The 21,458-nt window shown below is 44.6% G+C and carries 19 protein-coding genes and 2 tRNA genes; 12 read left to right on the top strand and 9 right to left on the bottom strand.

Features of this window, described 5'->3' with window-relative positions; genetic code table 11:
• The first annotated feature begins 22 nt into the window (after positions 1-22).
• Positions 23-256 (top strand): (Na+)-NQR maturation NqrM, encoded by a 234-nt coding sequence (gene nqrM / locus DFP76_RS06145; protein ID WP_113873785.1) that lies wholly within the window; start codon positions 23-25, stop codon positions 254-256.
• Between the two features lie 20 nt (positions 257-276).
• Positions 277-1,671, top strand: a complete 1,395-nt coding sequence (gene sthA / locus DFP76_RS06140; protein ID WP_113873784.1) for a Si-specific NAD(P)(+) transhydrogenase — start codon at positions 277-279, stop codon at positions 1,669-1,671.
• Between the two features lie 105 nt (positions 1,672-1,776).
• On the opposite strand, the gene DFP76_RS06135 is transcribed toward sthA, so the two are convergent.
• Together DFP76_RS06135 and DFP76_RS06130 are read right to left on the bottom strand one after the other, a co-directional pair.
• Complete coding sequence (locus DFP76_RS06135) at positions 1,777-2,328, bottom strand: hypoxanthine-guanine phosphoribosyltransferase (protein WP_113873783.1); 552 nt, start codon at positions 2,326-2,328, stop codon at positions 1,777-1,779.
• A gap of 54 nt (positions 2,329-2,382) precedes the next feature.
• Complete coding sequence (locus tag DFP76_RS06130; protein ID WP_113873782.1) at positions 2,383-3,207, bottom strand: YihY family inner membrane protein; 825 nt, start codon at positions 3,205-3,207, stop codon at positions 2,383-2,385.
• A gap of 338 nt (positions 3,208-3,545) precedes the next feature.
• Between DFP76_RS06130 and DFP76_RS06125 the strand changes: the two genes are divergently transcribed.
• From DFP76_RS06125 to DFP76_RS06090, 8 genes are all read left to right on the top strand, one after another.
• Positions 3,546-3,622 (top strand) — tRNA-Arg (locus tag DFP76_RS06125).
• A gap of 112 nt (positions 3,623-3,734) precedes the next feature.
• Positions 3,735-5,060, top strand: a complete 1,326-nt coding sequence (gene tig, locus DFP76_RS06120) for a trigger factor (protein WP_113873781.1) — start codon at positions 3,735-3,737, stop codon at positions 5,058-5,060.
• Positions 5,061-5,137: 77 nt separating this feature from the next.
• Positions 5,138-5,770, top strand: a complete 633-nt coding sequence (gene clpP, locus DFP76_RS06115) for an ATP-dependent Clp endopeptidase proteolytic subunit ClpP (RefSeq protein WP_113873780.1) — start codon at positions 5,138-5,140, stop codon at positions 5,768-5,770.
• A 20-nt stretch (positions 5,771-5,790) separates the two neighbouring features.
• The gene (gene clpX / locus DFP76_RS06110; RefSeq protein ID WP_113873779.1) at positions 5,791-7,071 is read left to right on the top strand and encodes an ATP-dependent Clp protease ATP-binding subunit ClpX; all 1,281 of its coding nucleotides are present in this window, start codon (positions 5,791-5,793) and stop codon (positions 7,069-7,071) included.
• A gap of 202 nt (positions 7,072-7,273) precedes the next feature.
• Entirely contained in the window at positions 7,274-9,667 is a 2,394-nt protein-coding gene (gene lon / locus DFP76_RS06105) for an endopeptidase La (RefSeq protein WP_113873778.1), read from the top strand.
• Between the two features lie 127 nt (positions 9,668-9,794).
• Positions 9,795-10,067 carry an HU family DNA-binding protein gene (locus DFP76_RS06100; RefSeq protein ID WP_013796597.1) on the top strand — a complete coding sequence of 91 codons (273 nt, stop codon included), beginning with the start codon at positions 9,795-9,797 and terminating at the stop codon, positions 10,065-10,067.
• Between the two features lie 7 nt (positions 10,068-10,074).
• Positions 10,075-10,151 (top strand) — tRNA-Asp (locus DFP76_RS06095).
• A gap of 78 nt (positions 10,152-10,229) precedes the next feature.
• Positions 10,230-12,053: a SurA N-terminal domain-containing protein gene (locus DFP76_RS06090; RefSeq protein WP_113873777.1), complete on the top strand. Its 1,824-nt coding sequence runs from the start codon at positions 10,230-10,232 to the stop codon at positions 12,051-12,053.
• 115 nt (positions 12,054-12,168) lie between these two features.
• Here the strand turns inward: DFP76_RS06090 and DFP76_RS06085 are convergent, their stop codons facing one another.
• Genes DFP76_RS06085 through DFP76_RS06055 form a run of 7 tightly spaced genes read right to left on the bottom strand, consistent with a single transcriptional unit; the run spans position 12,169 to position 20,016 of the window.
• Complete coding sequence (locus DFP76_RS06085) at positions 12,169-13,086, bottom strand: Dyp-type peroxidase (protein WP_113873776.1); 918 nt, start codon at positions 13,084-13,086, stop codon at positions 12,169-12,171.
• A gap of 27 nt (positions 13,087-13,113) precedes the next feature.
• Positions 13,114-14,931 carry a BatD family protein gene (locus DFP76_RS06080; RefSeq protein WP_113873775.1) on the bottom strand — a complete coding sequence of 606 codons (1,818 nt, stop codon included), beginning with the start codon at positions 14,929-14,931 and terminating at the stop codon, positions 13,114-13,116.
• Complete coding sequence (locus tag DFP76_RS06075) at positions 14,925-16,637, bottom strand: VWA domain-containing protein (RefSeq protein WP_113873774.1); 1,713 nt, start codon at positions 16,635-16,637, stop codon at positions 14,925-14,927. Before DFP76_RS06075 ends, DFP76_RS06080 begins: the two co-directional genes overlap by 7 nt.
• On the bottom strand, positions 16,634-17,632 hold the full coding sequence (locus DFP76_RS06070) for a VWA domain-containing protein (protein ID WP_113873773.1): 999 nt from the start codon (positions 17,630-17,632) through the stop codon (positions 16,634-16,636). The genes DFP76_RS06075 and DFP76_RS06070 overlap by 4 nt, the downstream gene beginning before the upstream one ends.
• A complete protein-coding gene (locus tag DFP76_RS06065; RefSeq protein WP_113873772.1) occupies positions 17,625-18,098 on the bottom strand; it encodes a DUF4381 domain-containing protein in 474 nt (157 codons plus the stop codon). Before DFP76_RS06065 ends, DFP76_RS06070 begins: the two co-directional genes overlap by 8 nt.
• The gene (locus tag DFP76_RS06060) at positions 18,098-19,009 is read right to left on the bottom strand and encodes a DUF58 domain-containing protein (RefSeq protein ID WP_113874138.1); all 912 of its coding nucleotides are present in this window, start codon (positions 19,007-19,009) and stop codon (positions 18,098-18,100) included. The genes DFP76_RS06065 and DFP76_RS06060 overlap by 1 nt, the downstream gene beginning before the upstream one ends.
• Positions 19,010-19,029: 20 nt before the next feature.
• Entirely contained in the window at positions 19,030-20,016 is a 987-nt protein-coding gene (locus tag DFP76_RS06055; protein WP_281269732.1) for an AAA family ATPase, read from the bottom strand.
• A 111-nt stretch (positions 20,017-20,127) separates the two neighbouring features.
• Here DFP76_RS06055 and DFP76_RS06050 point away from each other — a divergent pair, with 111 nt between their 5' ends.
• Together DFP76_RS06050 and DFP76_RS06045 are read left to right on the top strand one after the other, a co-directional pair.
• Positions 20,128-20,349, top strand: a complete 222-nt coding sequence (locus tag DFP76_RS06050) for a DUF2835 domain-containing protein (protein ID WP_113873770.1) — start codon at positions 20,128-20,130, stop codon at positions 20,347-20,349.
• Positions 20,350-20,388: 39 nt separating this feature from the next.
• A complete protein-coding gene (locus DFP76_RS06045) occupies positions 20,389-21,429 on the top strand; it encodes a quinone-dependent dihydroorotate dehydrogenase (protein ID WP_113873769.1) in 1,041 nt (346 codons plus the stop codon).
• Positions 21,430-21,458 lie beyond the last annotated feature (29 nt).

The following is a 21,458-nucleotide window of genomic DNA, read 5'->3' as shown; positions in this document are numbered from 1 at the left end:
TTATTTTGCTTTAGGAGGCGTTATGTTAACGGCTATTATCGTGTTTGCAGCGATGTTGTTGGTGGTCACCGCAATGTCGGTTGGTGTGTTGATGGGGCGTAAGCCTATTTCTGGGTCCTGTGGCGGCATGAGTGCGCTTGGCATGGAAGTGGCTTGTGATATTTGTGGTGGCGATAAAGTTAAATGTGAAAAAGAAACGAAAAAAGCCGCGGCCGCGAAAGTCTCAGACGATGCATTTTACGACGCATCTAAATAATTGAACGAATAGAGGGTGTTATGACAACGAGACATTATGATGTTGTGGTTCTAGGTACAGGGCCTGCAGGTGAAGGCGCAGCCATGAGTGCGGCGAAAGCAGGTAAGAAAGTCGCTGTCATTGAAGCCAGTTCACAGGTAGGTGGTAGTTGTACGCATTTGGGAACCATCCCTTCTAAAGCCTTGCGTCATGCGGTTAAAGAAATCATTGCCTTTAATACGAATACCATGTTTCGTGATATCGGTGAGCCGCGTTGGTTTTCTTTCCCTAAGGTATTGGATAGAGCAAATAAGGTTATTGATAAGCAGGTTGTAGGTCGTACTGAATACTACGCACGTAACCGTATTGATATTTACTTTGGTCGAGGCAAATTTAAAGATGCGAACACCATAGAAGTAAACACTTATGAGCGTGGCCCAGAATTGTTGGTTGCTAAACAGGTTGTGATCGCGACAGGCTCGCGTCCTTATCGTCCGGCCAATATCGATTTTTCTCACCCTCGTATTTACTGTTCAGACACTATTTTAAGTCTGAATCATACACCGCGTTCATTGATTATTTATGGCGCAGGTGTCATTGGTTGTGAATACGCTTCTATCTTTTGTGGTTTAGGAGTGCGTGTTGAATTAATCAATCCAGGCAAGAAGTTACTAAGCTTCTTGGATGATGAAATTACCGATGCATTGAGTTATCACTTGCGTGATGGTGGCGTGTTGATTCGTCACAATGAAACCTATGAGTCTGTTGAGACGACGGAACGTGGTGTGGTCATGCACATGGCGTCTGGTAAGAAGCTACGTGCGGATGCTTTGCTGTTCTGTAATGGTCGTTCAGGTAATACCGACAGCTTGGGGTTAGATGCGATTGGTTTGGAAGCAAACAGTCGTGGTCAGTTGGCGGTAAATGACACTTATCAGACGCAGGTGGAAAATGTGTATGCGGCTGGTGATGTGATTGGTTGGCCAAGTTTGGCGAGTGCTGCCTACGACCAAGGTCGTGCAGCCGCGGCGAATATGTTTAACATGCCTGGTGGTGAGTTTATCAGCGAGGTACCGACAGGTATCTATACCATTCCTGAAATCAGCTCTGTTGGTAAAACGGAAGCGGAATTGACTGCGGAGAAAGTGCCATACGAAGTGGGTCGTGCTTTCTTTAAAAATACCGCCCGCGCTCAGATTACGGGTGAAGCGGTAGGTATGTTGAAGATTTTGTTCCATCGTGAGTCGCTAGAGTTGTTAGGTATTCACTGTTTTGGTGACCAAGCGTCTGAGATCGTTCACATCGGTCAGGCGATCATGAAGCAGCCTGGTGAGCAAAATACGTTGAAGTATTTCTTAAATACTACCTTCAACTATCCTACGATGGCGGAAGCGTATCGTGTGGCCGCTTTGAATGGTTTTAACCGAGTTTTTTAAGCGACATACTTAAGTAAAGGTATTAAAAAAGGCGCCTTGCAATGCAGGCGCCTTTTTTGTCTCAGTGGACCCATGCTGAAACAGATGGGGTTGAGAGGAATGGATTTAGCTGTCTTTAACGGCGTAAATGCCTTTTAAGTTACGAAAGTAGCCTTTGTAATCCATGCCATAGCCAAACAAGAAACGGTCAACAACATCCGTTCCAATGTAATCAGGCGTCATGTCTGTTTTGCGGTTATGTAGTTTATTGATTACGGTCGCAGTATACACAGCGCTGCTTTCTTGTTCTTCAAGCCATTTGCTAATGGCTTGCAGGGTATGACCTTGGTCGAAAATGTCGTCAACCACTAAGATATGACGACTCTTCAAGCTGGTTTGTGGGTAGCTTAACCAGTTTAGGGACGCGCCTTCCGTTTCCATGCCATAGCGTGTGGCATGGATGTAATCTAACTCAAGTGGAAAGTTTAAACGCTCAATAAGTGCTGCAGTTGGGATTAAGCCGCCATTCATAACACACAAAACGAGAGGGAGTTTGTCTCCCAAGTCTGCGGTTATCTGTTGTGCCATTTTATCTAGTGCGGCATCGATTTGATGCTCGTCTACAAGGCAGTCAGCTTCGTCTAAAATTTGGTTGAGTTGGTCAATCGTGTTAGTCATTTTAGGCTCTGTTTTTAAAAATAGGCGCGATTCTACATCAAACTTGACCAGATGCTAAGTTTTAATCTTATGTAGTGTGGCGCACAAACAAATTGAAGCCAGAATGATTAGCCATGACAGCTGTAACCAAATTAAAAAAATCGGTAAGGCTGCAAAGGCACCATATACAATTTGGTAGTTAGTGAAAAATTGTGCAAAAGAACTAAAGATATAATTGAGAATCACCAGGCCAATGCTGCCGAAAAGAGCGGCGATACTGGCAAGTTTAATGGAAACCTCAGCATTTGGTGTTAGGTAATTTAAGGTTAATAGCATTAAAAAGTATAGCACCATGCTCCCTAATTCAAGCAGATTATTGAGCCATGAGCTTGTGTCATCCTGCTGAAATTCAAGTGAGATTAAGGTGCCATAAAGGCTAAGTGTTGTCGCAAATAGAATTGGACCTAGGGTTAAAATCGCCCAATAGGTCAGTAGGCGTTCTCTGATTTTTCGGCGTTGCTGAATCTGCCAGATAGACTGAACACTGGATTCAAAGCTGTTTAACAATAGTAGTGCGGTTAGAAAAAGGGCGATGATCCCGGCAATGGGCAATTTCTTAGATTGCTCAGAGAATTGAATCAAATATGGCAACACTTGTTCACTTGAGCCAGGTGCCAGATGCAACTCAATGAAGTTCAGCAGTTGCGTCTGCATAGTTTGCAGAGTCGGCGTGAAACTTAAAATGCCGAGGATGATGGTAATAATCGGAACGGCGGCTAATAAACTGGATAGGGTAAGCTGCGCGGCTTTTTGTGATAAAGCACTTGTTTTAAAGTGGTTTAAGGTCAGTAATCCATAACGTTTAAAAACAGTGATTAAATACAAGATGCGATCGGTCATTATAGTGGCTTGTTTTGCTCGGTAAGAAACAGGCTTATTACCATAGCATAGGCCGACGAGCTAGGTAATAGAGTGAGGATTTATGCACAATGCACAAGAAGAGTGCAACGTGCTATTTTATGGCGCATTCAGGTTGTTTTTGTGGGGAGTCGGTAGTATTATTTGTCTTGTTCCTTTTGTGATATTTGTGCTGCGGAGTAGTAGAGTTTAACTATTCTCGGTTCCTTAGTAACAAATAGTCATTTTAGCCCAGTTTAACTGGGCTTTTTTATGTCTATTGGTTGACGATTGCTATTCCATCCCTATAATAGCCCACCACAAGAAATGTAATGAGTATTGCGCCTGTAGCTCAGTCGGATAGAGCATCCGCCTTCTAAGCGGACGGTCAGGGGTTCGAATCCCTTCAGGCGCGCCATTTCAGCCCATTACTTTAATAAGTTTAGGTTTTGTTGGCTGTATTACATGAGTGACCCTTTCGGGTCAGATTGAAACCAACAAATTAAAGCAAGTTCCCGAGAGGAAATTTTATGCAAGTTTCTGTAGAGACAACGTCTCCAATTGAGCGCGTACTGAATATCACTGTTCCAGCAGCTCGTGTAGACGAGAAAGTAAATACTGAAGTGGCGAAAACAGCCAAAACTATCCGTCTGGATGGTTTCCGTAAAGGTAAAGTGCCAGTTAGTGTTGTTAAAAAACGCTATGGCCAAGGTATTCGTATTGATGCTGTAGAGCAAATTATGCGTGATGCGTATGTTGAAGCGATTCAAAAAGAAGACATTCAACCAGCCGGTATGCCAGCAATTGAGCCTAAGAATTTTGCTGAAGGCGCTGACCTTGAGTTTGTTGTTAAGGTTGAAGTGTACCCAGAAGTTGAGTTGGCTGATAACTCAGCAATCAAAGTTGACCGTGTTATTTCTGAAGTAACAGATGCTGACGTTGACACTATGCTAGAAACATTGCGTAAGCAAAATGCAGAGTGGAATGCTGTTGAGCGTGAAGCGGCTGATGGCGATCAAGTGACCATCGATTTTGTTGGCTACCTAGGCGATGAAGCCTTTGAAGGTGGTTCAGCAGAAGGACATAAATTGGTGCTTGGCTCTAACACAATGATTCCTGGTTTTGAGACTGGTATTGTCGGTGCGAAAGCGGGTGAAGAGCGTTCAATTGAAGTAACCTTCCCAGAAGATTACCAAGCTGAAAACCTAAAAGGTAAAGCTGCAACGTTCAAAATCACTGTTTCTGAAGTGGCTGAGCAAGTATTGCCTGAACTTGACGATGCATTCGTTGAGAAGTTTGGTCTAGAAGAAGCGACGTTGGATGCTTTGCGTGCTGAAGTACGTAAAAACATGGAGCGTGAGTTGAACCAAGCGGTTAAAGCTAAGCTTAAGACAGCGTTGTTTGACGGTCTTTCTTCTATCAACGAAGTGGAAGTACCTTCTGCATTGGTTGATCAAGAAGTGGATGCACTTCGTAAGCAAGCGGCTCAACAATTTGGTGGTGAAGGCTTTGATGCTTCTCAACTTCCTGCAGAATTGTTCCAAGACGAAGCGAAAAAACGCGCTAAACTTGGTTTGTTGATTTCTGAAGTAATCAAGAAAGATGACATCAAAGTTGATGATGATCGCGTACGTACTTTCTTGGAAGATATGGCTCAAGCTTACCAAGAGCCACAGCAAGTTATCGACTTCTACTTGAAGAACAAAGAGCAGTTAGCTCAAGTTCAATCTGCTGTACTTGAAGAGCAGGTTGTTGATAAACTGTTGGAATCCGCTCAAGTAACTGAAGTAACTTTGGGCTATGAAGACGCTATCAAGCCAAACGCTCAAGCTGAAGAAGCTGGAGAAGAAGCATAAGACTTCCGTCTTATCTTTTTTGAATAAGGTCGACATAGCTTAGGTTATGTCGACTTTTTTGTTTTAAGGAATGCGATATGAATTTGACGAACCCAACAACTGGTCCCGTAGCAATTACAAGTAATGGCCTTGTTCCTATGGTCATTGAGCAAACCGCTCGTGGCGAAAGGTCTTTCGATATTTATTCTCGCTTGCTGAAGGAGCGAGTTATCTTTTTGGTTGGTCAGGTCGAAGATCACATGGCGAATCTAGTGGTGGCTCAGCTGTTGTTTTTAGAGTCTGAGAACCCAGATAAAGACATTCATTTGTACATCAACTCCCCTGGTGGCTCTGTCACCGCTGGTATGTCTATTTATGATACAATGCAGTTCATCAAACCAGATGTGAGTACTATGTGTATTGGTCAAGCGGCCAGTATGGGGGCGCTTTTATTGACAGCCGGTGCTGCTTGTAAACGTTATTGTCTGCCAAATTCTCGTGTCATGATTCACCAACCGCTTGGTGGCTATCAAGGTCAGGCATCAGATATTGAGATCCATACACGTGAAATCTTGAGTATTAAGCATAAGCTTAATGAAATTATCTCATTCCATACTGGCAAGCCAATAGATCAGGTTGCTGTTGATACTGATCGGGATAATTTTATGAATCCTGAAACGGCAAAAGAGTACGGGTTAATTGATGATATTTTACAAAAACGTACAGTTTAATTTTTTTAAGGGTGGAATAAATGTCGGATGATAATTTTAGCCGTGGCGACCACTCCGATCGGTTATTGTATTGCTCTTTCTGTGGCAAGAGCCAAGATGAAGTTAAGAAGCTTATAGCCGGTCCATCGGTTTATATTTGTAATGAGTGTGTTGATTTATGCAATAACATCATCACACAAGAGTTGTCACAAGTAGAAGGTGAGTCAGCTTCAGAAGATGAATTGCCTACGCCAATGAAGTTAAGCACTGCGCTTGATGATTATGTTATTGGTCAAGATCGTGCTAAGCGAGTGTTAGCGGTAGCGGTTTATAATCACTACAAACGTCTACGTCATCAAGGTAAGTCAGAAGCAGGCGTGGAGCTGGGTAAGAGTAACATCTTGCTAATTGGTCCGACTGGTAGTGGTAAAACCTTGTTAGCACAAACTCTAGCGCGTGTATTGGATGTGCCTTTCACGATTGCTGATGCGACGACTTTAACCGAAGCTGGTTATGTTGGTGAAGATGTTGAAAACATCATTCAAAAGCTTTTGCAGAACTGTGACTATGATGTTGAGAAGGCGCAGCGCGGAATTGTTTACATTGATGAGATCGATAAGATTTCTAGAAAGTCAGACAATCCATCCATCACTCGTGATGTATCTGGTGAGGGTGTTCAGCAAGCGCTTCTGAAATTAATTGAAGGTACGGTTGCATCAGTGCCGCCGCAAGGTGGTCGTAAACATCCACAGCAAGAGTTCTTGCAGGTTGATACGTCTAACATCTTGTTTATTTGTGGTGGTGCGTTTGCAGGCCTTGAACGTGTGATTGGTGAGCGAACTGAGAAAAGTAGTATTGGTTTCTCTGCTAAAGTGAAAAGTAAAGATGAAGGTAAGTCTTTCTCTGAAACGGTTCACAATGTGGAAACCGAAGACTTGGTGAAATTCGGTCTGATTCCAGAGTTTGTTGGTCGATTGCCTGTTGTGGCTACCTTGTCAGAACTGGACAAAGAGGCGCTTGTTACGATTCTGAGCGAGCCTAAAAATGCCTTGGTCAAACAGTACCAGCACTTGTTCGAATTAGAAGGTGTGACCTTAGAGTTTACGCCTGAATCTTTGTTGGAAGCAGCTTCGTTAGCGCTAGAGCGTAAAACAGGAGCGCGTGGCTTGCGCAGTATTTTGGAGTCTGCTTTGTTAGACTGCATGTATGATCTGCCATCACGACAAGATGTGGTTAAGGTGGTAATGGATGCGCCGTCTATTCGTGGTGAATCTGCCCCATTAATGGTAATAGAAAAGGAAGACGTGGCGAAAAACGCCTAATTTCCTTGCCTGTTATAAAAAGCCGAGTTTAAGTCATTCTTAATCTCGGCTTTTTTGTTTTTCGCTTTTCATGTCGATCTAAGCTAAATTGAATGGATATAAGTGCTTGTATTTTTCTGCTTTGCCCTTATCTCTTTCTTAATCCTCAATTTAATAGATAGTAAGTGCGCCTTTTGTGATTGCGCCCAAGTTGGAAATTTATATGTCAGATACTTTGCTTCTTCCAATGTTGCCGCTACGTGATGTAGTGGTTTATCCCCATATGGTATTGCCGTTGTTTGTTGGTCGCGCTAAATCCATTGCAGCGCTTGAATCCGCGATGGAAGGGGATAAACATGTCTTTCTTGTGGCGCAGCAAGACGCTTCAAAAGATGACCCGACAACAGAAGATTTATATTCAATCGGTACCACTGCGAAAATAATGCAGTTATTACGTCTTCCTGATGGCACGGTCAAAGTCTTGGTTGAAGGGGTGAAGCGTGCACGTCTTGAATCCATGAAAGATGAGGCGGAGTTTGTTCTTGGCGAAGTGACTGAGCTAGAGCAGATCGAAGAAGATCAAGCTGAATTTGATGTGATTCGAAGTGCATTATTAAAGCAATTGGATGAATACGTTGCTGGTAGCAAGCGTATCCCGTCCGAAGTCGTGGCCTCTCTTAAGTCTATTGATGACTTGGCTAAATTGATCGATAACATCACCGGCCATATGAGCTTGAAGCTTGAAGATAAGCAAAAAGTGCTTGAAGTGGATTCTTTGGTGGGTCGTGGTGAATATCTGATTGGTTTGATGGATGGCGAGCTAGACATTGCTCATCTTGAAAAAAATATCCGTAGTCGCGTTAAGAAACAAATGGAGAAGAGTCAGCGAGAATACTATTTGAATGAGCAAATGAAGGCCATTCAAAAAGAGCTTGGTGATATGGAAGACGGTAGTAATGAACTGGATTTGCTGCAGGAAAAAATCGCGGAAGTCGGCATGACGGATGAGGCCAAAGACAAAGCGGAAGCGGAGCTGAAAAAGTTGCGCATGATGTCGCCTATGTCGGCCGAAGCAACCGTGGTGCGTGGTTACATTGATTGGTTGGTGTCACTGCCTTGGAAAAAACGCAGTAAAGTTCGTAACGATTTAGCGTATGCCGAAAAAGTATTGAATCAGGATCATTACGGCTTGCAAGATGTGAAAGAGCGCATCTTGGAGTTCTTAGCGGTTCAGCAGCGTGTTAAGAAAGTAAAAGGGCCGGTATTGTGTTTAGTTGGGCCGCCGGGTGTGGGTAAAACGTCATTAGGTCAGTCGATTGCCAAAGCGGTCAATCGTAAATACGTTCGTATGGCGTTAGGTGGCGTGCGTGATGAGGCTGAGATTCGTGGTCACCGTCGTACTTACATTGGTTCTATGCCGGGTAAATTGTTGCAGAAGTTAACCAAAGTGAAGGTGAAAAACCCACTTTTCCTATTGGATGAGATCGATAAGATGGGCATGGATCAACGTGGTGATCCAGCCTCTGCTTTGTTGGAGGTGTTGGATCCAGAGCAAAACCATACCTTTAATGACCACTATTTAGAAGTAGACTACGATTTGTCTGATGTGATGTTTATCTGTACTTCTAACAGTATGAATATTCCAGGGCCTTTGCTGGATCGTATGGAAGTGATCCGCATACCTGGTTATACCGAAGATGAAAAACTGAATATTGCCAAGCGCTATTTGTTGCCAAAGCAAGTCAAGTTGGCTGGTTTAAAGGCCAATGAAATTGACATTACGGATGACGCTTTGATGGATGTGATCCGTTACTACACCAAAGAAGCGGGTGTTCGTGGTTTAGAGCGTGAAATCAGTAAAATCTGCCGTCGTGTTGTGAAAAAACAGGCCTTAGCGAAAGCGAAAAAGCCAGAAGCTGTTTCCGTGACCAGTGACAATTTGGAAGATTTCTCTGGTGTTCACAAGTTTAGCTACGGCAAAGCCGAAGAAAAAAATCAAATTGGTCAGGTGACTGGTTTGGCTTGGACGTCTGTTGGTGGTGAATTATTGACCATTGAGGCGGCTGGTGTGGCTGGTAAAGGTCGTCATGTGAAAACAGGCTCCCTTGGTGACGTCATGCAAGAGTCCATTCAGGCGGCTTTGACAGTGGTGCGAAGTCGAGCATCTGGACTGGGAATTGATGAAGATTTTCATGAAAAAGTAGACCTGCATTTACACGTGCCAGAAGGCGCTACGCCAAAGGATGGGCCGAGTGCAGGTGTAGCAATGTGTACCGCTATTGTATCCGTGCTTGCAAAAGTCCCTGTTAAAGCCTCTGTGGCGATGACAGGCGAGATTACGCTGCGTGGAGAGGTGCTACCTATAGGTGGTTTGAAAGAGAAGCTTCTAGCGGCTCATAGGGGTGGTATTAAAACTGTCATTATTCCGCAAGAAAACAGTCGTGATTTGAAAGAGATTCCAGACAATATCAAAGCCGATATTGAGGTTGTCCCAGTAAAATGGATTGATGAAGTGCTGGATATTGCTTTAGAGTATATTCCTTCACCAAAAAAGGTAGAAACATTACCTTCGAGTGAAAAAACTGTTGATGAACAAGAGTCTGTAAGTCATCATTAGATCCATCCTGTGTTGACAGGGAGTAGGTTAGGCTTGTATAACTGCTCGCTCGGCCTTGTCGGTTGGCATATATATACTGCGCCGAAATTAAAACTAAGGAACCACGAAAATACTGAAGGGGTACAACGTGAACAAATCTGAATTGATTGATGCTATTGCAGCGTCTGCTGATTTATCTAAAGCTTCTGCGAGCAATGCTCTTGACGCTACTTTAAAAGCAATTGAAACGGCTTTGGCAAAAGGTGACCAGGTAACACTTGTAGGTTTTGGTACTTTTGCTGTTAAAGAACGTGCTGCACGCACTGGCCGCAACCCTCAAACTGGTGCGGAAATCCAAATTAAAGCCGCTAAGGTTCCTGGCTTTAAAGCCGGCAAAGGTCTAAAAGACGCTGTAAACTAATGCATTTGGAGCAGTAGTTCAGTTGGTTAGAATACCTGCCTGTCACGCAGGGGGTCGCGGGTTCGAGTCCCGTCTGTTCCGCCATTAGATACAAAAAGGTGTATTCCAAGCGGAATACACCTTTTTTATTAGGTAATTTATTAATTTCATGTGGAGGCAGTAATGCTCCAAGATATCAGAGATAAGTCACAAGGCATTGTTGTCAAGATCATTGTTGGTTTTATCGTCGTGACTTTTGCTCTATTTGGCGTTGACGCCTTGGTTACGAGTTTTAATTCTTCCGATAAAGTGGCCGAAGTGGACGGAGTTGAAATCACCCGTACACAAATGTTGCAAGGCGCGGAAACTCAACGTCGCCAGTTGATTTCCATGATGGGAAGTCAGATTAATCCGGCGTTACTAGAAGACAATTTATTACAGCGTCGCGCTTTGGATGAACTTATCCAGCGTGCCGTATTAGCCAATCAGGCCGATGAGCTTGGTTTGGGCGTGTCAGATGAACAGGTAAATACGTATTTGTTGCAGGCTGAACAATTTCAGACCAACGGACAATTCGATCAAACCAAGTATCTGAACTTTTTGCGTTCTTTAGGTTTTACGCCTTTGGCATTTAAAGAACGTATCAAGCAAGATGTTTTAATTCAGCAGCCACGTAATGCCATTGCCGGTTCTGAGTTTGTGTTGCCTTATCAAACGGATGTGGTAACCAATTTACAGTCGCAAGTGCGTAGTTATGATTATGTTTCGTTTTCTTTAGCGGATGAGTCTGAACAAACCAGCGTTACAGATGCAGAGCTACAGGCTTACTATGATGAGCATAAGGACGGCTTTAAGACACCTGAGCAGGTGAAAGTAGATTATGTTGTCGTATCCAGCGCTGATTTCGCCAGTAAGGTGCAAGTCACAGATGCTGAATTACAAAATGCGTATCAAGCTTTAGTGGCTGAGACCGCGCCAGAAGAGCGATCGGCTTCTCATATACTGATTGAAACGGCTGATCGTTCTTCAGCAGAAGCACAAGCTATTGTGAAAGAAGTGGAAGACAAGCTAGCGGCAGGCGAAAGCTTTGCAAGCTTGGCTGAGCAATATTCTGATGATATTGGTTCTAAAAATGATGGCGGCTACTTGGGCTTCATTGAGAAAGGGTCAATGGATGAAGCCTTTGAAAATGTCTTGTTCTCTATGCAGCAGGGCGATGTAAAAGAAGCTAAAACGGATTATGGCATCCATCTAATTCAACTCGATGAGGTGTCTAAAGTAGATGTGCCTAGCTTTGAGTCTGAAAAAGCGCAACTCACAGAGTCTTTAATGGCAGACAAAACGCGTGATGCGTTACTCACTGCTCATGAAGATATTACTGACCTAGCTTATGCGAGTGATAACCTAGAAGGTATTGCTAAAGAGTACGGTGTTGATGTGTTGCAGAGTGCTTACTTTGGTCGCCAAGGTGGTACGGATGATGTAACGGCCAATGCCGCTGTGATTGCGGCAGCGTTTGGAACCTCAGTATTAGAAGATGGTCAAAACAGTGATTTGATTGAATTAAATGACGACGAAGTGGTTGTTATTCATCTCAACGATCATCAGCCGGAGTCAGTACAGAGTTTCGACGAAGTGAAAGATCAAGTAGCGTCCATCGTTATTCAGGATAAAGCATTGGCATCGTTGAAAGAAAAAGCGCTTGCTGCGAAGGCTTCTTCTTCAACACAGTGGACAAGCGTTGAAAGTGCTAAGCGTGGGCAAGATGAAATCACGTCGTTGGCTTTCTCTTTACCGCACCCAGATCAAGGTCCCGTTACGGACATTAAAGACATGTCGAATGGCGATGTCGCTTTGATTCGTTTGAATCAAGTTGCTGTTGGTACGGAGCCTGTCTCTGATGAGCAACAGCAAGCCTACGAGCGTTATTTGAGTCAGAATCAAGCAAGCATGAGCACAGAGTCTCAGCAGGCTTACCTAACGAATCAGGCTGATATCGAGCGTTAATCGTTATTAAGCGATTTGCTATAAAAAAAGCCACTTCAATGAAGTGGCTTTTTTGGTTTTGTCTGTTCTGAACGGAAGTACTTTGTTTACTGTATTCGGTTTTAGATCCCGTCTGTTATGACTGGAACTTATGAAACCAGGTAGTAGGTGGCATAAAGAAAGCCTGAGCCGTCTTGGCTGTGGTGTACCTCATTAGGTGATCAGTGTGACCTTGTTCGTCGCCTAAAATCATGCTCTTTAGCATTAGGTTAAAGTGACTTGCGCTTTTTCCGTAACTTGCAAACATTAACCCCTGATCGTTTAGATTGCCGTATGGCATACTTTGGCGAAGAATTTCAATGGATTTGCCATCTTCGTCTTTTAGTGAAGTACGCTTGGTGTGGGCGTTAGGGGATTTATCAGCAGATGGATATTCTTCGTTGTCTTCTTTGGTGCGACCGTATGTGTCTTCTTGTGTTTTTAAATCTTCTTTTTGCCACTTGGTAAGATTGTGTGAAAAGCGCATCAAGTTGAAATATGAGCCGTGGCGGTAGTCTGCATCCTCGTCGCCAACTAAGGCAACCGCTTTACGCTGTTCTCCCTGAGGGTTTTCTGTGCCATCGACAAAGCCTGTTAGGTCACGGCTGTCTTTATAAAGAAAACACTGCACTTCTTCGACAAGTTCGACGCTATCACCGAAAAGAGCGAATAAGCTTTGAGTGAGTTGGAAGCTAGCATCATGACGCATTGCACGTATGTGTAAAACCAAGTCGACATCCGTTGGTGTGATCTCGATTTCTGGGCCTTTAAGAGCTGGAAATAGGTCGAGTTCCTGCGGTTGCTTGTTGTCCAATTCTGACCAAATGAGTTTGCTAAATCCTATGGCGGCATGTAATTCGGCCTTTGGAAATTGCGCTTGGATTTGGCTCACCAAGTCTGGAATCATGGCTAATGATTGCTTGAATTCCGTCATTCGTGAGCGCTTGACGTTAAGAGTGACAAAACACGCATCACTAGAGGGTTCTGCGATGATGCCAGATTGATATGGTGTCATGTCTTTATTTCCTTTGAAGATCTAACTTTAAAAATTCGGATATAAGGCTTTTAGCTGACTCGCTTGCGATGGCTTTGCTTGGCCGCTTGAATATTCCTCAAGCGCATCAGCAAGTGGATTGCCTTGCCATTCGTGCATCGGATTGTTGGAATACATCATTAACTCGGCTTCCATTAATAACTGCGTTACCTGTACAGAAGTTAAGCGTTTGATGTCATCTAGCGTACGAATTTCATGGTCTCCCCAGCGATGGCGAGCCCATTCTAGCAGGTTTGCGCGTAACTCAGAAAGTTGATTTTGTCGGCAGCACTGAATCAAAATGTTAAAGGCGCTTGCCTCATCAGGCGTGGATAAAGGAGCGAATTCCTGCAAAGTGGGGACGCTGGCTTCCGTGGGGAGGTCTGTTTCTGATTTCTTGAAGCGCTTATACAAACCAGCGATCAAAAGTAAGCTAGCCACCGTTAAAAGGGCATAGATAACCCAGTCACGAAGTGACAGTGAAGTGCTTTCTTGTTGTTCAGGTGACGAAGCCATGCTTGCTTGATCATTCAATGTTGCTGCTTTTGCCGGTTCAGGTTTTTTTACCAAGGATATAGGGGCAGTGGAGCTAGGTTGTGCTGGCAACGGCGAAGTGTCTATGTCGGGTTTGGGGTTTGTATTTTGGGCTGTCGGTAACGCGGCAATGAGGATGCCTTGTGTCTTGGCTGTGGCGTGAGCTAGCTGTCGCGTTTTCGTATTCCAGTAAGTAATGTCAATGTCTGGCAGCGTGAGTTCGCCATCAGCAGTTGGTACGACTTCAACCTGTATGTTTTGCTCTCCTGTGACACCTAGAACGGTTTTTTGGTTGCTAAATTTAGGTGGCTGAGGGTATAGCTTATATTGGCGGGTGCTATTGAAATCCAATGTTGGGATTTGCTCTGGTAGCGAGCCTTTTGCGCGAACATTAATTTCCCACATTAGGGTGTCACCAACCCTTGGCGTATCGGTGGCGGCGGTCAGTTTGGTACTTATGGTTACTTCTTCGCTGGGTAACCAAGAGTCGGCTGTATAGCTTGCTGGTATTGGTAGAACTTGCAAGTTTAGAGGCTCACTTTGTACCTTGATTAGCTTTCGTCCCGAGGACGTATTGATCATGGCTTGTACGCTTTGTGGTGGAATGGTCATAGGGCCACTGCGCTGAGGGAAACTCAGGTATTCGCGAGTGATGACCTGATATTGCGTGCCATTGATGGTTTCGTAATTCATTTGATCATCGATGAGGCGCTCAATGACAAGATTTGGCTGTGCTGGTACAGAGCGATTGGCGTTTTGTAGAGCGACAGACGTATAGAGTTTAACGCTCAAGATGACTTGTTGTTGTAAATAAGGCTCAACGTTGGAGGCCTGCAGCTTCATGATGACAGGTGGGTTGCCATTGTCGTCTAACAATTGAGGCGCGCTATTGACCTGCAATTTAATGGCTTGTGATTGATGGTCACCAATCTTAATTGGCGGGATCTCAAGGGTGCCAACCGATTTTGGCATGAGAGAGATTACCCAAAAATTGAGTGCTTTGCTGGTGCCGAGATTGAAACTAAATTGACTGTTTTGGCTTTTGCCTAGGATTTCGAAGTCTTTCTGCAGTGGCGACAATTCAGGGCCATTTCCTGTGTCGCTAAAGTCGGCTCTTAAGGTCAGTTGTACGAGCGAATTTTCAGTCACAACATTTTTATTAAGGCTGGCAGTCACACTGGCGGCATACAGCGAGGATTGAGCCGCAACCAATAAACTTATAACCAGACAAGACTGTAATACAGATCTTAAACGCGACTGGAAAAAAGTGAATTGTGACTGACGACTTACCATGGGTTCATCCCATCCTCTTGCATTAATAAATTTTGATTACGTTTTTCTTGATGCAGATACTCTAGTTTGCGTTGTAACAAGCTGCCGGGATCGTCTTGAATCTGACGTAACCACTGTTCTAGGGCTTGTTTGCTTTCTAGGTTTTGCTGAGTATTTGTTTGTGCAGACGGTTTATTGCCTGTCTCTGTTTGACCATTATCCTTTGGTGGTTGGTCTTTGTCTTGTGTTTCGTTCGTTTTGTCAGAATTTTTTGCATCGTCAGAGTCGTTTTTTTGTTTGGATTGCTGTCCATCGGACGATTGGTCTTGATGTTGGTTGGTTGTTGGCGACGGCTTGTTAGTATCTTGTGGTGATTGATTGCTTTGCTGTTGCTGCTTTAGGTACTCAAGATTTTCTTTTGCTGCGCTCAGCTGTGGGTCTTGCTCAAGTGCTTTTTCGTAGGACTCTATGGCTTTGTCTGTTTGGCCTGCAAGCGCATAGGCGTTGCCGAGGTTGTAGTTATCGGCAGCTTGGCGATTGGATTGCTCTAATAATTGGATGGTGCGGTCGTATTTTTCTATGGCGTATGAGGAGGCCGCTTGCCAATCTGGTCGCTTGAAGAGTTTTTCTGCGGTTTGCCAGTCACCTTCATTAACGGCTTGTTGTGCCTGTTGGTCAGGTGTCTTAAACCAATCCAGCGGGGAGGCATACAGTGTTTTACTGGGCGTTGAAAACATGCCGATCAATAGAAAGAAAAGCACGCCGCGGCGGAATTGGTAAGCAAGCCACATTAAAAAAGGTAAAGCAAACCAGTGGCCTTGGTCTTGCCAAACAATGCTTTTATTATCGGCCTGTTTATTTTGATTTTGTTGAGGCTGATGTCGATTGATTTGCTGTAATGCTTGTTGATCTAGGCGGCCATGGTAAAAATGTCCTCCTAGATCATGGGTGAAGTTTTCAAGTTCCGTTAAAGGCGTGCTTGGAATAATGGTCTGGCCTGATTTTTTTAGTATGCGCTCATTAGGCAATTTGATTGGGCTGCCTTTTTCTGTACCAAAAGCGATTAGGTCGAATGTGATATTTTTGTCGTCCAGTAAGTCTGGAATGGCGTCTTTATCTCTGTCGGCGAGATCGTCGGTCAATACAATCAAGTGTAGCGATGACGCGGCTTTATTTAAGCTTAATGCCGTTTCAATGGCTTGACTGAGGTGGTTGCCATAAACCGGCATGATAATGGGTTCTAATGCCAGCAGAAAATGAATGATGGTTTCTTTATCTTGGCTAAATGGGCTAATGACATAACTGTCACCAGCGTAAGCCACTAAAGCGACATCGCCACCCTGGCTGTGATTTAAAATATCGCGAACGGTTTGTTTTAATTGTGTTTGGCGATTGGGTTTGATATCAGTTGCGTACATAGAGAGAGATTGATCGACAACAAAGATGGTTTGCTGAGTGTTGGTGTACATTTTATGGGGAGATTGTTGCCAGCTTATCCCCGTTAAGCCGATCCAGCAAAGTGATAGGCAAAGCACACCAAGCCATTTATTAAGCGCAGGTTGTGAAGAAGAGGCTTGTAAATAGGGGAGTAGGTGAGCGTCCACAAGTTGGTTGAGCTGCTTCTGTTGTGTTTTTTTGCCATCAAATAACCATGCCAATAACCAGGTCACCGGAATACAAAGTAGCCACCATGGGCGTTCAAAATGTAGGGTGTCGGCGAGCGTCATGTGCGCCCCCTTTTGCTTAAATAATAGCCATTATTAGCAACCAAAGAGAGGCCAAAGTTTAAGATAGCGAGCAGAGCAAACCAATGAAAAAATGAGGTCACAGGGCGCTGCCAAACGTCTTCTGAAGGGGTGGGTTCCATTTCATCCAGTTGTTGGTAGATGCGTTGTAAATCTTCGGTGCTTTTGGCGCGAAAATATTGACCGCCGGTTTGAGAGGCAATGTCTTTTAATAGTGCTTCATCAAGATCGCTGGATGGATTGACTTCTTTGGGGCCAAAAAATCCTCGTACCATCATGCTGTCCGCTCCGATCCCTATAGTATGGATGCGAACATCTTGGGATGCGGCAAAGGCGGCAGCTTGGCTAGGCTGGACGCGTCCTGCTGTGTTGGCGCCATCGGTCATAAGAATCAATACTTTTTGATCAGCCGCTTTACCTTCTAGGCGTTTAATGCCCAAGCCAATAGCGTCTCCGATGGCCGTTCTTTGTCCAGCAAAGCCAATTTGCGTTTCTTGGACGAGCTGGTTGATGGTTTTGGTGTCAAAGCTCAAAGGTGCTTGAAGAAACGCTTTTGTGCCAAACACAATGATACCAATGCGATCGCCGCGACGTTTGTCTATGAAATCAGTCAGTACCGCTTTGGCGGCCTGTAAGCGATCAGCGGTTTGCTGATTGAGTGTCATATCGGTTATTTTCATGCTGCCTGATAAGTCTAAAGCAATGAGTAAATCGCGCCCGGATGGGGTGACTTGTGTTGGTTCTCCGACCCAGGTTGGGCGACTAATCGCAATCACTAACAGTATCCAAGCCAACCACAAGAAGCTTTTGCCTAATAGGGATTGACCATAGCTCGTTGACTTATCTTGATGTTGGATAAGGTGCTGAGACTGTGCCCACCATAATGCATCACTGCTTGGTTTGGCACTGGGTAACCAGCGAGCCAATAACGGTATGGGCAAGACAATCAGGAACCAAGGCCAGACAAATTCAAGCATGGTGTTTCCTAATCCAATAACGAGTGGTTGATATCATTTTCTCAATCTCTTTGGCATTGACCTCGATGTTGGCTTGATATGGCGCGAGGATAAAGGCGTCACCGAGCTGTGCAAAGTTATGTCTTTTTGTCATATGTTGGTCTAAAACAGCCATTAAATCTCGGCTGCTTAGGGCCGCTTGTTGTTCCTTGCCTGAGCTGATGAGGCAACGGCGAATCAGTTCGTGGCATAAAATGATATGACTGGCGGTTAAGTCTTGGTTTGTTTGCTGTTTCAAAATGATTAGGGCTTCTCGTCGATACGCTCGTTTCTTATGTCGCTTTAATAACCACCATAGAGAGCTAATCAGCAACGCGCATAACAAGGCAAGCACAAGCCAAGTCCACCAAGCGGGTGGCCACATGGCAACGGCATCGGGCAATAAATAGCCTTTATTTGGTAAGTCGACAGGCGATGCTTGAGTCATTATCCAATGGCTCCTAATGACAGTAAGTAGCGAGCGATGCCTTCGGGAGGCTCAGATAAATCAAATACCAGATGCTCAATGTCGAGCTGATTTAGCTGTTTTTTTAGTTGTTGATTTTGTTTTTGAAAAGCTTGCTGAGCCAAATTTGAACTGTGTTTGCTGACGTGCACTATAGACTCACCAGAAACACTTTTTATCTGATATTGTCCTGGAACGAGCTTAAAAGTGTTGACGTCTATTATTTGCACCCAGAATACCTTGTTGTGCTGTGCAAGCTGCTTTAAATAAAGGGTTTCAGGTCGACCGAGCTGTTGTTTGTCGGTCAAAATAATCACATCTTTATTGCGAGCTTTTAGACTGACAGGGTTTGGCGTCAGTATTTGCAGTGCAGGCGTTGCGTGATGACGTGATTGTATTAAGCTGGCTTGCGATAAGGGGTGAAATAATTTTGGTAACAGAGGCGTTGTTTGTTGCCAAATATCTTGTCCGCCAAAGCACAGGCGATAAGAAAGTTTGTCACCTTGTTGTTTTGTGCGCCAAGCAATGATGCCTGCTAACTGCACAAAACGAGTTGAAATGAAGCTGTGTTTTGTACCGAAATAGGCCTCACTTGAAAGGTCCATTAGGAGCAGTCTTTGGTGTTCGTTTTCTTGTGCATAGAGACGAGTCTGAGCTTGACCTGTTCGAGCGGTCACGCGCCAATCAATGTGGCGTAAATCATCGCTGGCTTGATAAGCACGAAGTTCCAACATTTCTAAACCTTGCCCTTTAAGATGGGCGTGGCGCTCACCACTGGTCAGAGCGAAGTGGTGAGCTCTTGGGGCGCGTCCAAGGTGTTTGGCGTAATGCCCTAATTGGGCAAAATCCACTTCTTGTAATTCTGGTGAAGAGGGGGCTAAAAGAGCGCTCATAGTCATTTATATCGGGTTAATCATAACGCTGGTACATGGCTAATAAGTCGATTCAGTAAGTCGTCTGTTGATAGTCCAGAGGCTTGAGCTTCAAATGATGTAATGATTCTGTGCCTAAGTACAGGTAAAGCGACTTGTCTAACATCGTCAGGGGTGACGAAATCGCGACCGTTTAACAGTGCGTTGGCACGCGCACAACGATCTAAAGCCAGAGTGCCACGAGGGCTGGCACCAAATTCAATCAGTTTCAAATCTTGCGCTTGTTGTCCTAGATACAGCTCGGGTTGGCGTGTCGCTACCACCAATTGCACAATATATTGCTCAACACTTTCAGACATATATAAGCCTAATGCCTGCTGCTGTAAGGCCAGAATTTGCTCAGGACGACAAAGTGCTTGCGGTTTGTCTGTCGTGGTTTTGTGCAAATCTTGTTGTCGAACGAGGCGAAGTACTTCTAGTTCACTGTTGGCACTTGGATAGCCAAGGTTGATTTTCATCATAAAGCGATCAAGTTGTGCTTCTGGAAGAGGGTAAGTGCCTTCTTGCTCAATGGGGTTTTGGGTGGCGATGACAAAAAACAAAGCTGGTAGAGGGTAGCTTTGATTGCCCACTGTGACTTGTTTTTCCCCCATGGCTTCAAGCAACGCGGATTGTACTTTTGCAGGCGCGCGGTTGATTTCATCGGCGAGTACAATGTCATTCATAATGGGCCCGGCGACAAAACTAAACTGTCCGGTTTCTTGCTGGTAAATGTCGGAGCCAGTTATATCGCCTGGAAGCAGGTCAGGTGTAAACTGAATGCGTTGGAAACGACTGTCTATGGTATTCGCTAATGCCTTGGCTGCCGTGGTTTTGGCGATGCCCGGTGGGCCTTCTAAAAGAACGTGACCATTGGCGATCAGCGCAACCAATAATTCGTGTGTTAATTCTTCTTGACCAATAATGGCTTGATTGAGGTGATCTTTTAGTTGCTCAACAAGAGTTACCATCGAATTGAGATTCCTTATACTTCTGTCAAAAAAGGTGTGAAGGCCATATAATAGTGTCCATCTTATCGGATTCAAATCTTTACGCACAGAGCGAACTTTGTAAGGGTAATGTAAGCGCAGGAAAGAATAATGGCGAAACTTGTATTAAATGTGGCTTTGCCTGCGTTTAAATATGAAGCTATGTATGCTGGTGCTGCAAAGAATTTAGTGGCAAGTAGCTTAGACGGACGTAAGGTACAATTACCTTTGTCCGCGTTTCAATCTTTTGTCACCCACCAAGGCATTCATGGTCTGTTTGAAGTCGAATTTGATAATAGGAATAAATTAGTGGGTGTGACTAAACTGAGATGACACCCAAGATGACAAATGATCCCATTGAGGAGCTTTTTTATGTATCAGTTTGCCCGCTCGCTATTGTTTAAATTAGACCCAGAAGTGTCACATGAGCTGTCCTTGGATATGCTCGCAGCGAGCAGTCGATTAGGCTTAAACAAATTCTTTTCTAGCTTGCCATCGACAAAACCAGTGGATGTAATGGGCTTGCGTTTTCCCAATGCAGTAGGTTTAGCAGCAGGGCTAGACAAAAATGCAGATGCCTTTGAAGCGCTTGGTGCTTGTGGATTCGGCTTTGTGGAAGTTGGGACAGTGACACCGAAAGGTCAAGCTGGTAACCCAAAGCCGCGCTTGTTTCGACTGCCTGAGCACGAAGCCATTATCAACCGCATGGGGTTTAACAATAAGGGGGTTGATCATCTGGTTTCGCGTATTAAAAAGCATCGTTACCCAGGTATTTTAGGGGTAAATATTGGCAAAAACCTCAGCACTTCCGTTGAAGATGCGGCGGCCGATTATCTTGCCTGTCTGGAAGCCGTGATACCTTATGCTGACTATATTACAGCGAACATCAGCTCTCCAAATACACCCGGTTTGCGTAGCTTACAATTTGGCGAGAGTCTCGCGGAATTGATTTCCCCATTGGTCGAAGCGCGAGATCGCTACCAAGAAGAGAATGGCAAACGCGTTCCGTTGGCGGTAAAAATCGCGCCGGATATGTCGGACGATGAAATTAAATTGGTTGCTGATACCTTGGTGGAACAAAAAGTCGATGGCATCATTGCGACCAACACGACCTTGTCTCGTGATGCTGTGAGCGGCCACCGTTTTGCAGAAGAGGCTGGTGGTTTGAGCGGTGCGCCAGTGCGTGATGCTTCAACGCATGTGGTGAGAGTGTTGGCCGAGCATTTGAAAGATACGTTACCTATTATTGGGGTTGGTGGTATTTCTACTGGCGCTGATGCGGTTGAAAAATTGCAAGCGGGTGCGCGATTGGTGCAAATGTATTCTGGCTTTATTTACCATGGACCTGAATTGGTCAAAGAAGCCATTGCCAGTACCGACGCTTACTATAGAGAACGAGATTTGAATAACTGAATAACGAATTGAAATTTAGCGCGAGAGAC

Origin of the sequence: Marinomonas aquiplantarum (assembly GCF_003314975.1) — a bacterium.
Lineage (GTDB): Bacteria > Pseudomonadota > Gammaproteobacteria > Pseudomonadales > Marinomonadaceae > Marinomonas > Marinomonas aquiplantarum.
Note: the sequence above shows the minus strand (reverse complement) of the source record. Positions and strands in the feature narration are given on the sequence as shown.

Bases quoted from the DNA above. Each gene is read 5' to 3' on its own strand.
- nqrM (WP_113873785.1), top strand. From the start codon at position 23: ATGTTAACGGCTATTATCGTGTTTGCAGCGATGTTGTTGGTGGTCACC.
- sthA (WP_113873784.1), top strand. From the start codon at position 277: ATGACAACGAGACATTATGATGTTGTGGTTCTAGGTACAGGGCCTGCA.
- DFP76_RS06135 (WP_113873783.1), bottom strand. From the start codon at position 2,328: ATGACTAACACGATTGACCAACTCAACCAAATTTTAGACGAAGCTGAC.
- DFP76_RS06130 (WP_113873782.1), bottom strand. From the start codon at position 3,207: ATGACCGATCGCATCTTGTATTTAATCACTGTTTTTAAACGTTATGGA.
- tig (WP_113873781.1), top strand. From the start codon at position 3,735: ATGCAAGTTTCTGTAGAGACAACGTCTCCAATTGAGCGCGTACTGAAT.
- clpP (WP_113873780.1), top strand. From the start codon at position 5,138: ATGAATTTGACGAACCCAACAACTGGTCCCGTAGCAATTACAAGTAAT.
- clpX (WP_113873779.1), top strand. From the start codon at position 5,791: ATGTCGGATGATAATTTTAGCCGTGGCGACCACTCCGATCGGTTATTG.
- lon (WP_113873778.1), top strand. From the start codon at position 7,274: ATGTCAGATACTTTGCTTCTTCCAATGTTGCCGCTACGTGATGTAGTG.
- DFP76_RS06090 (WP_113873777.1), top strand. From the start codon at position 10,230: ATGCTCCAAGATATCAGAGATAAGTCACAAGGCATTGTTGTCAAGATC.
- DFP76_RS06085 (WP_113873776.1), bottom strand. From the start codon at position 13,086: ATGACACCATATCAATCTGGCATCATCGCAGAACCCTCTAGTGATGCG.
- DFP76_RS06080 (WP_113873775.1), bottom strand. From the start codon at position 14,931: ATGGTAAGTCGTCAGTCACAATTCACTTTTTTCCAGTCGCGTTTAAGA.
- DFP76_RS06075 (WP_113873774.1), bottom strand. From the start codon at position 16,637: ATGACGCTCGCCGACACCCTACATTTTGAACGCCCATGGTGGCTACTT.
- DFP76_RS06070 (WP_113873773.1), bottom strand. From the start codon at position 17,632: ATGCTTGAATTTGTCTGGCCTTGGTTCCTGATTGTCTTGCCCATACCG.
- DFP76_RS06065 (WP_113873772.1), bottom strand. From the start codon at position 18,098: ATGACTCAAGCATCGCCTGTCGACTTACCAAATAAAGGCTATTTATTG.
- DFP76_RS06060 (WP_113874138.1), bottom strand. From the start codon at position 19,009: ATGAGCGCTCTTTTAGCCCCCTCTTCACCAGAATTACAAGAAGTGGAT.
- DFP76_RS06050 (WP_113873770.1), top strand. From the start codon at position 20,128: ATGGCGAAACTTGTATTAAATGTGGCTTTGCCTGCGTTTAAATATGAA.
- DFP76_RS06045 (WP_113873769.1), top strand. From the start codon at position 20,389: ATGTATCAGTTTGCCCGCTCGCTATTGTTTAAATTAGACCCAGAAGTG.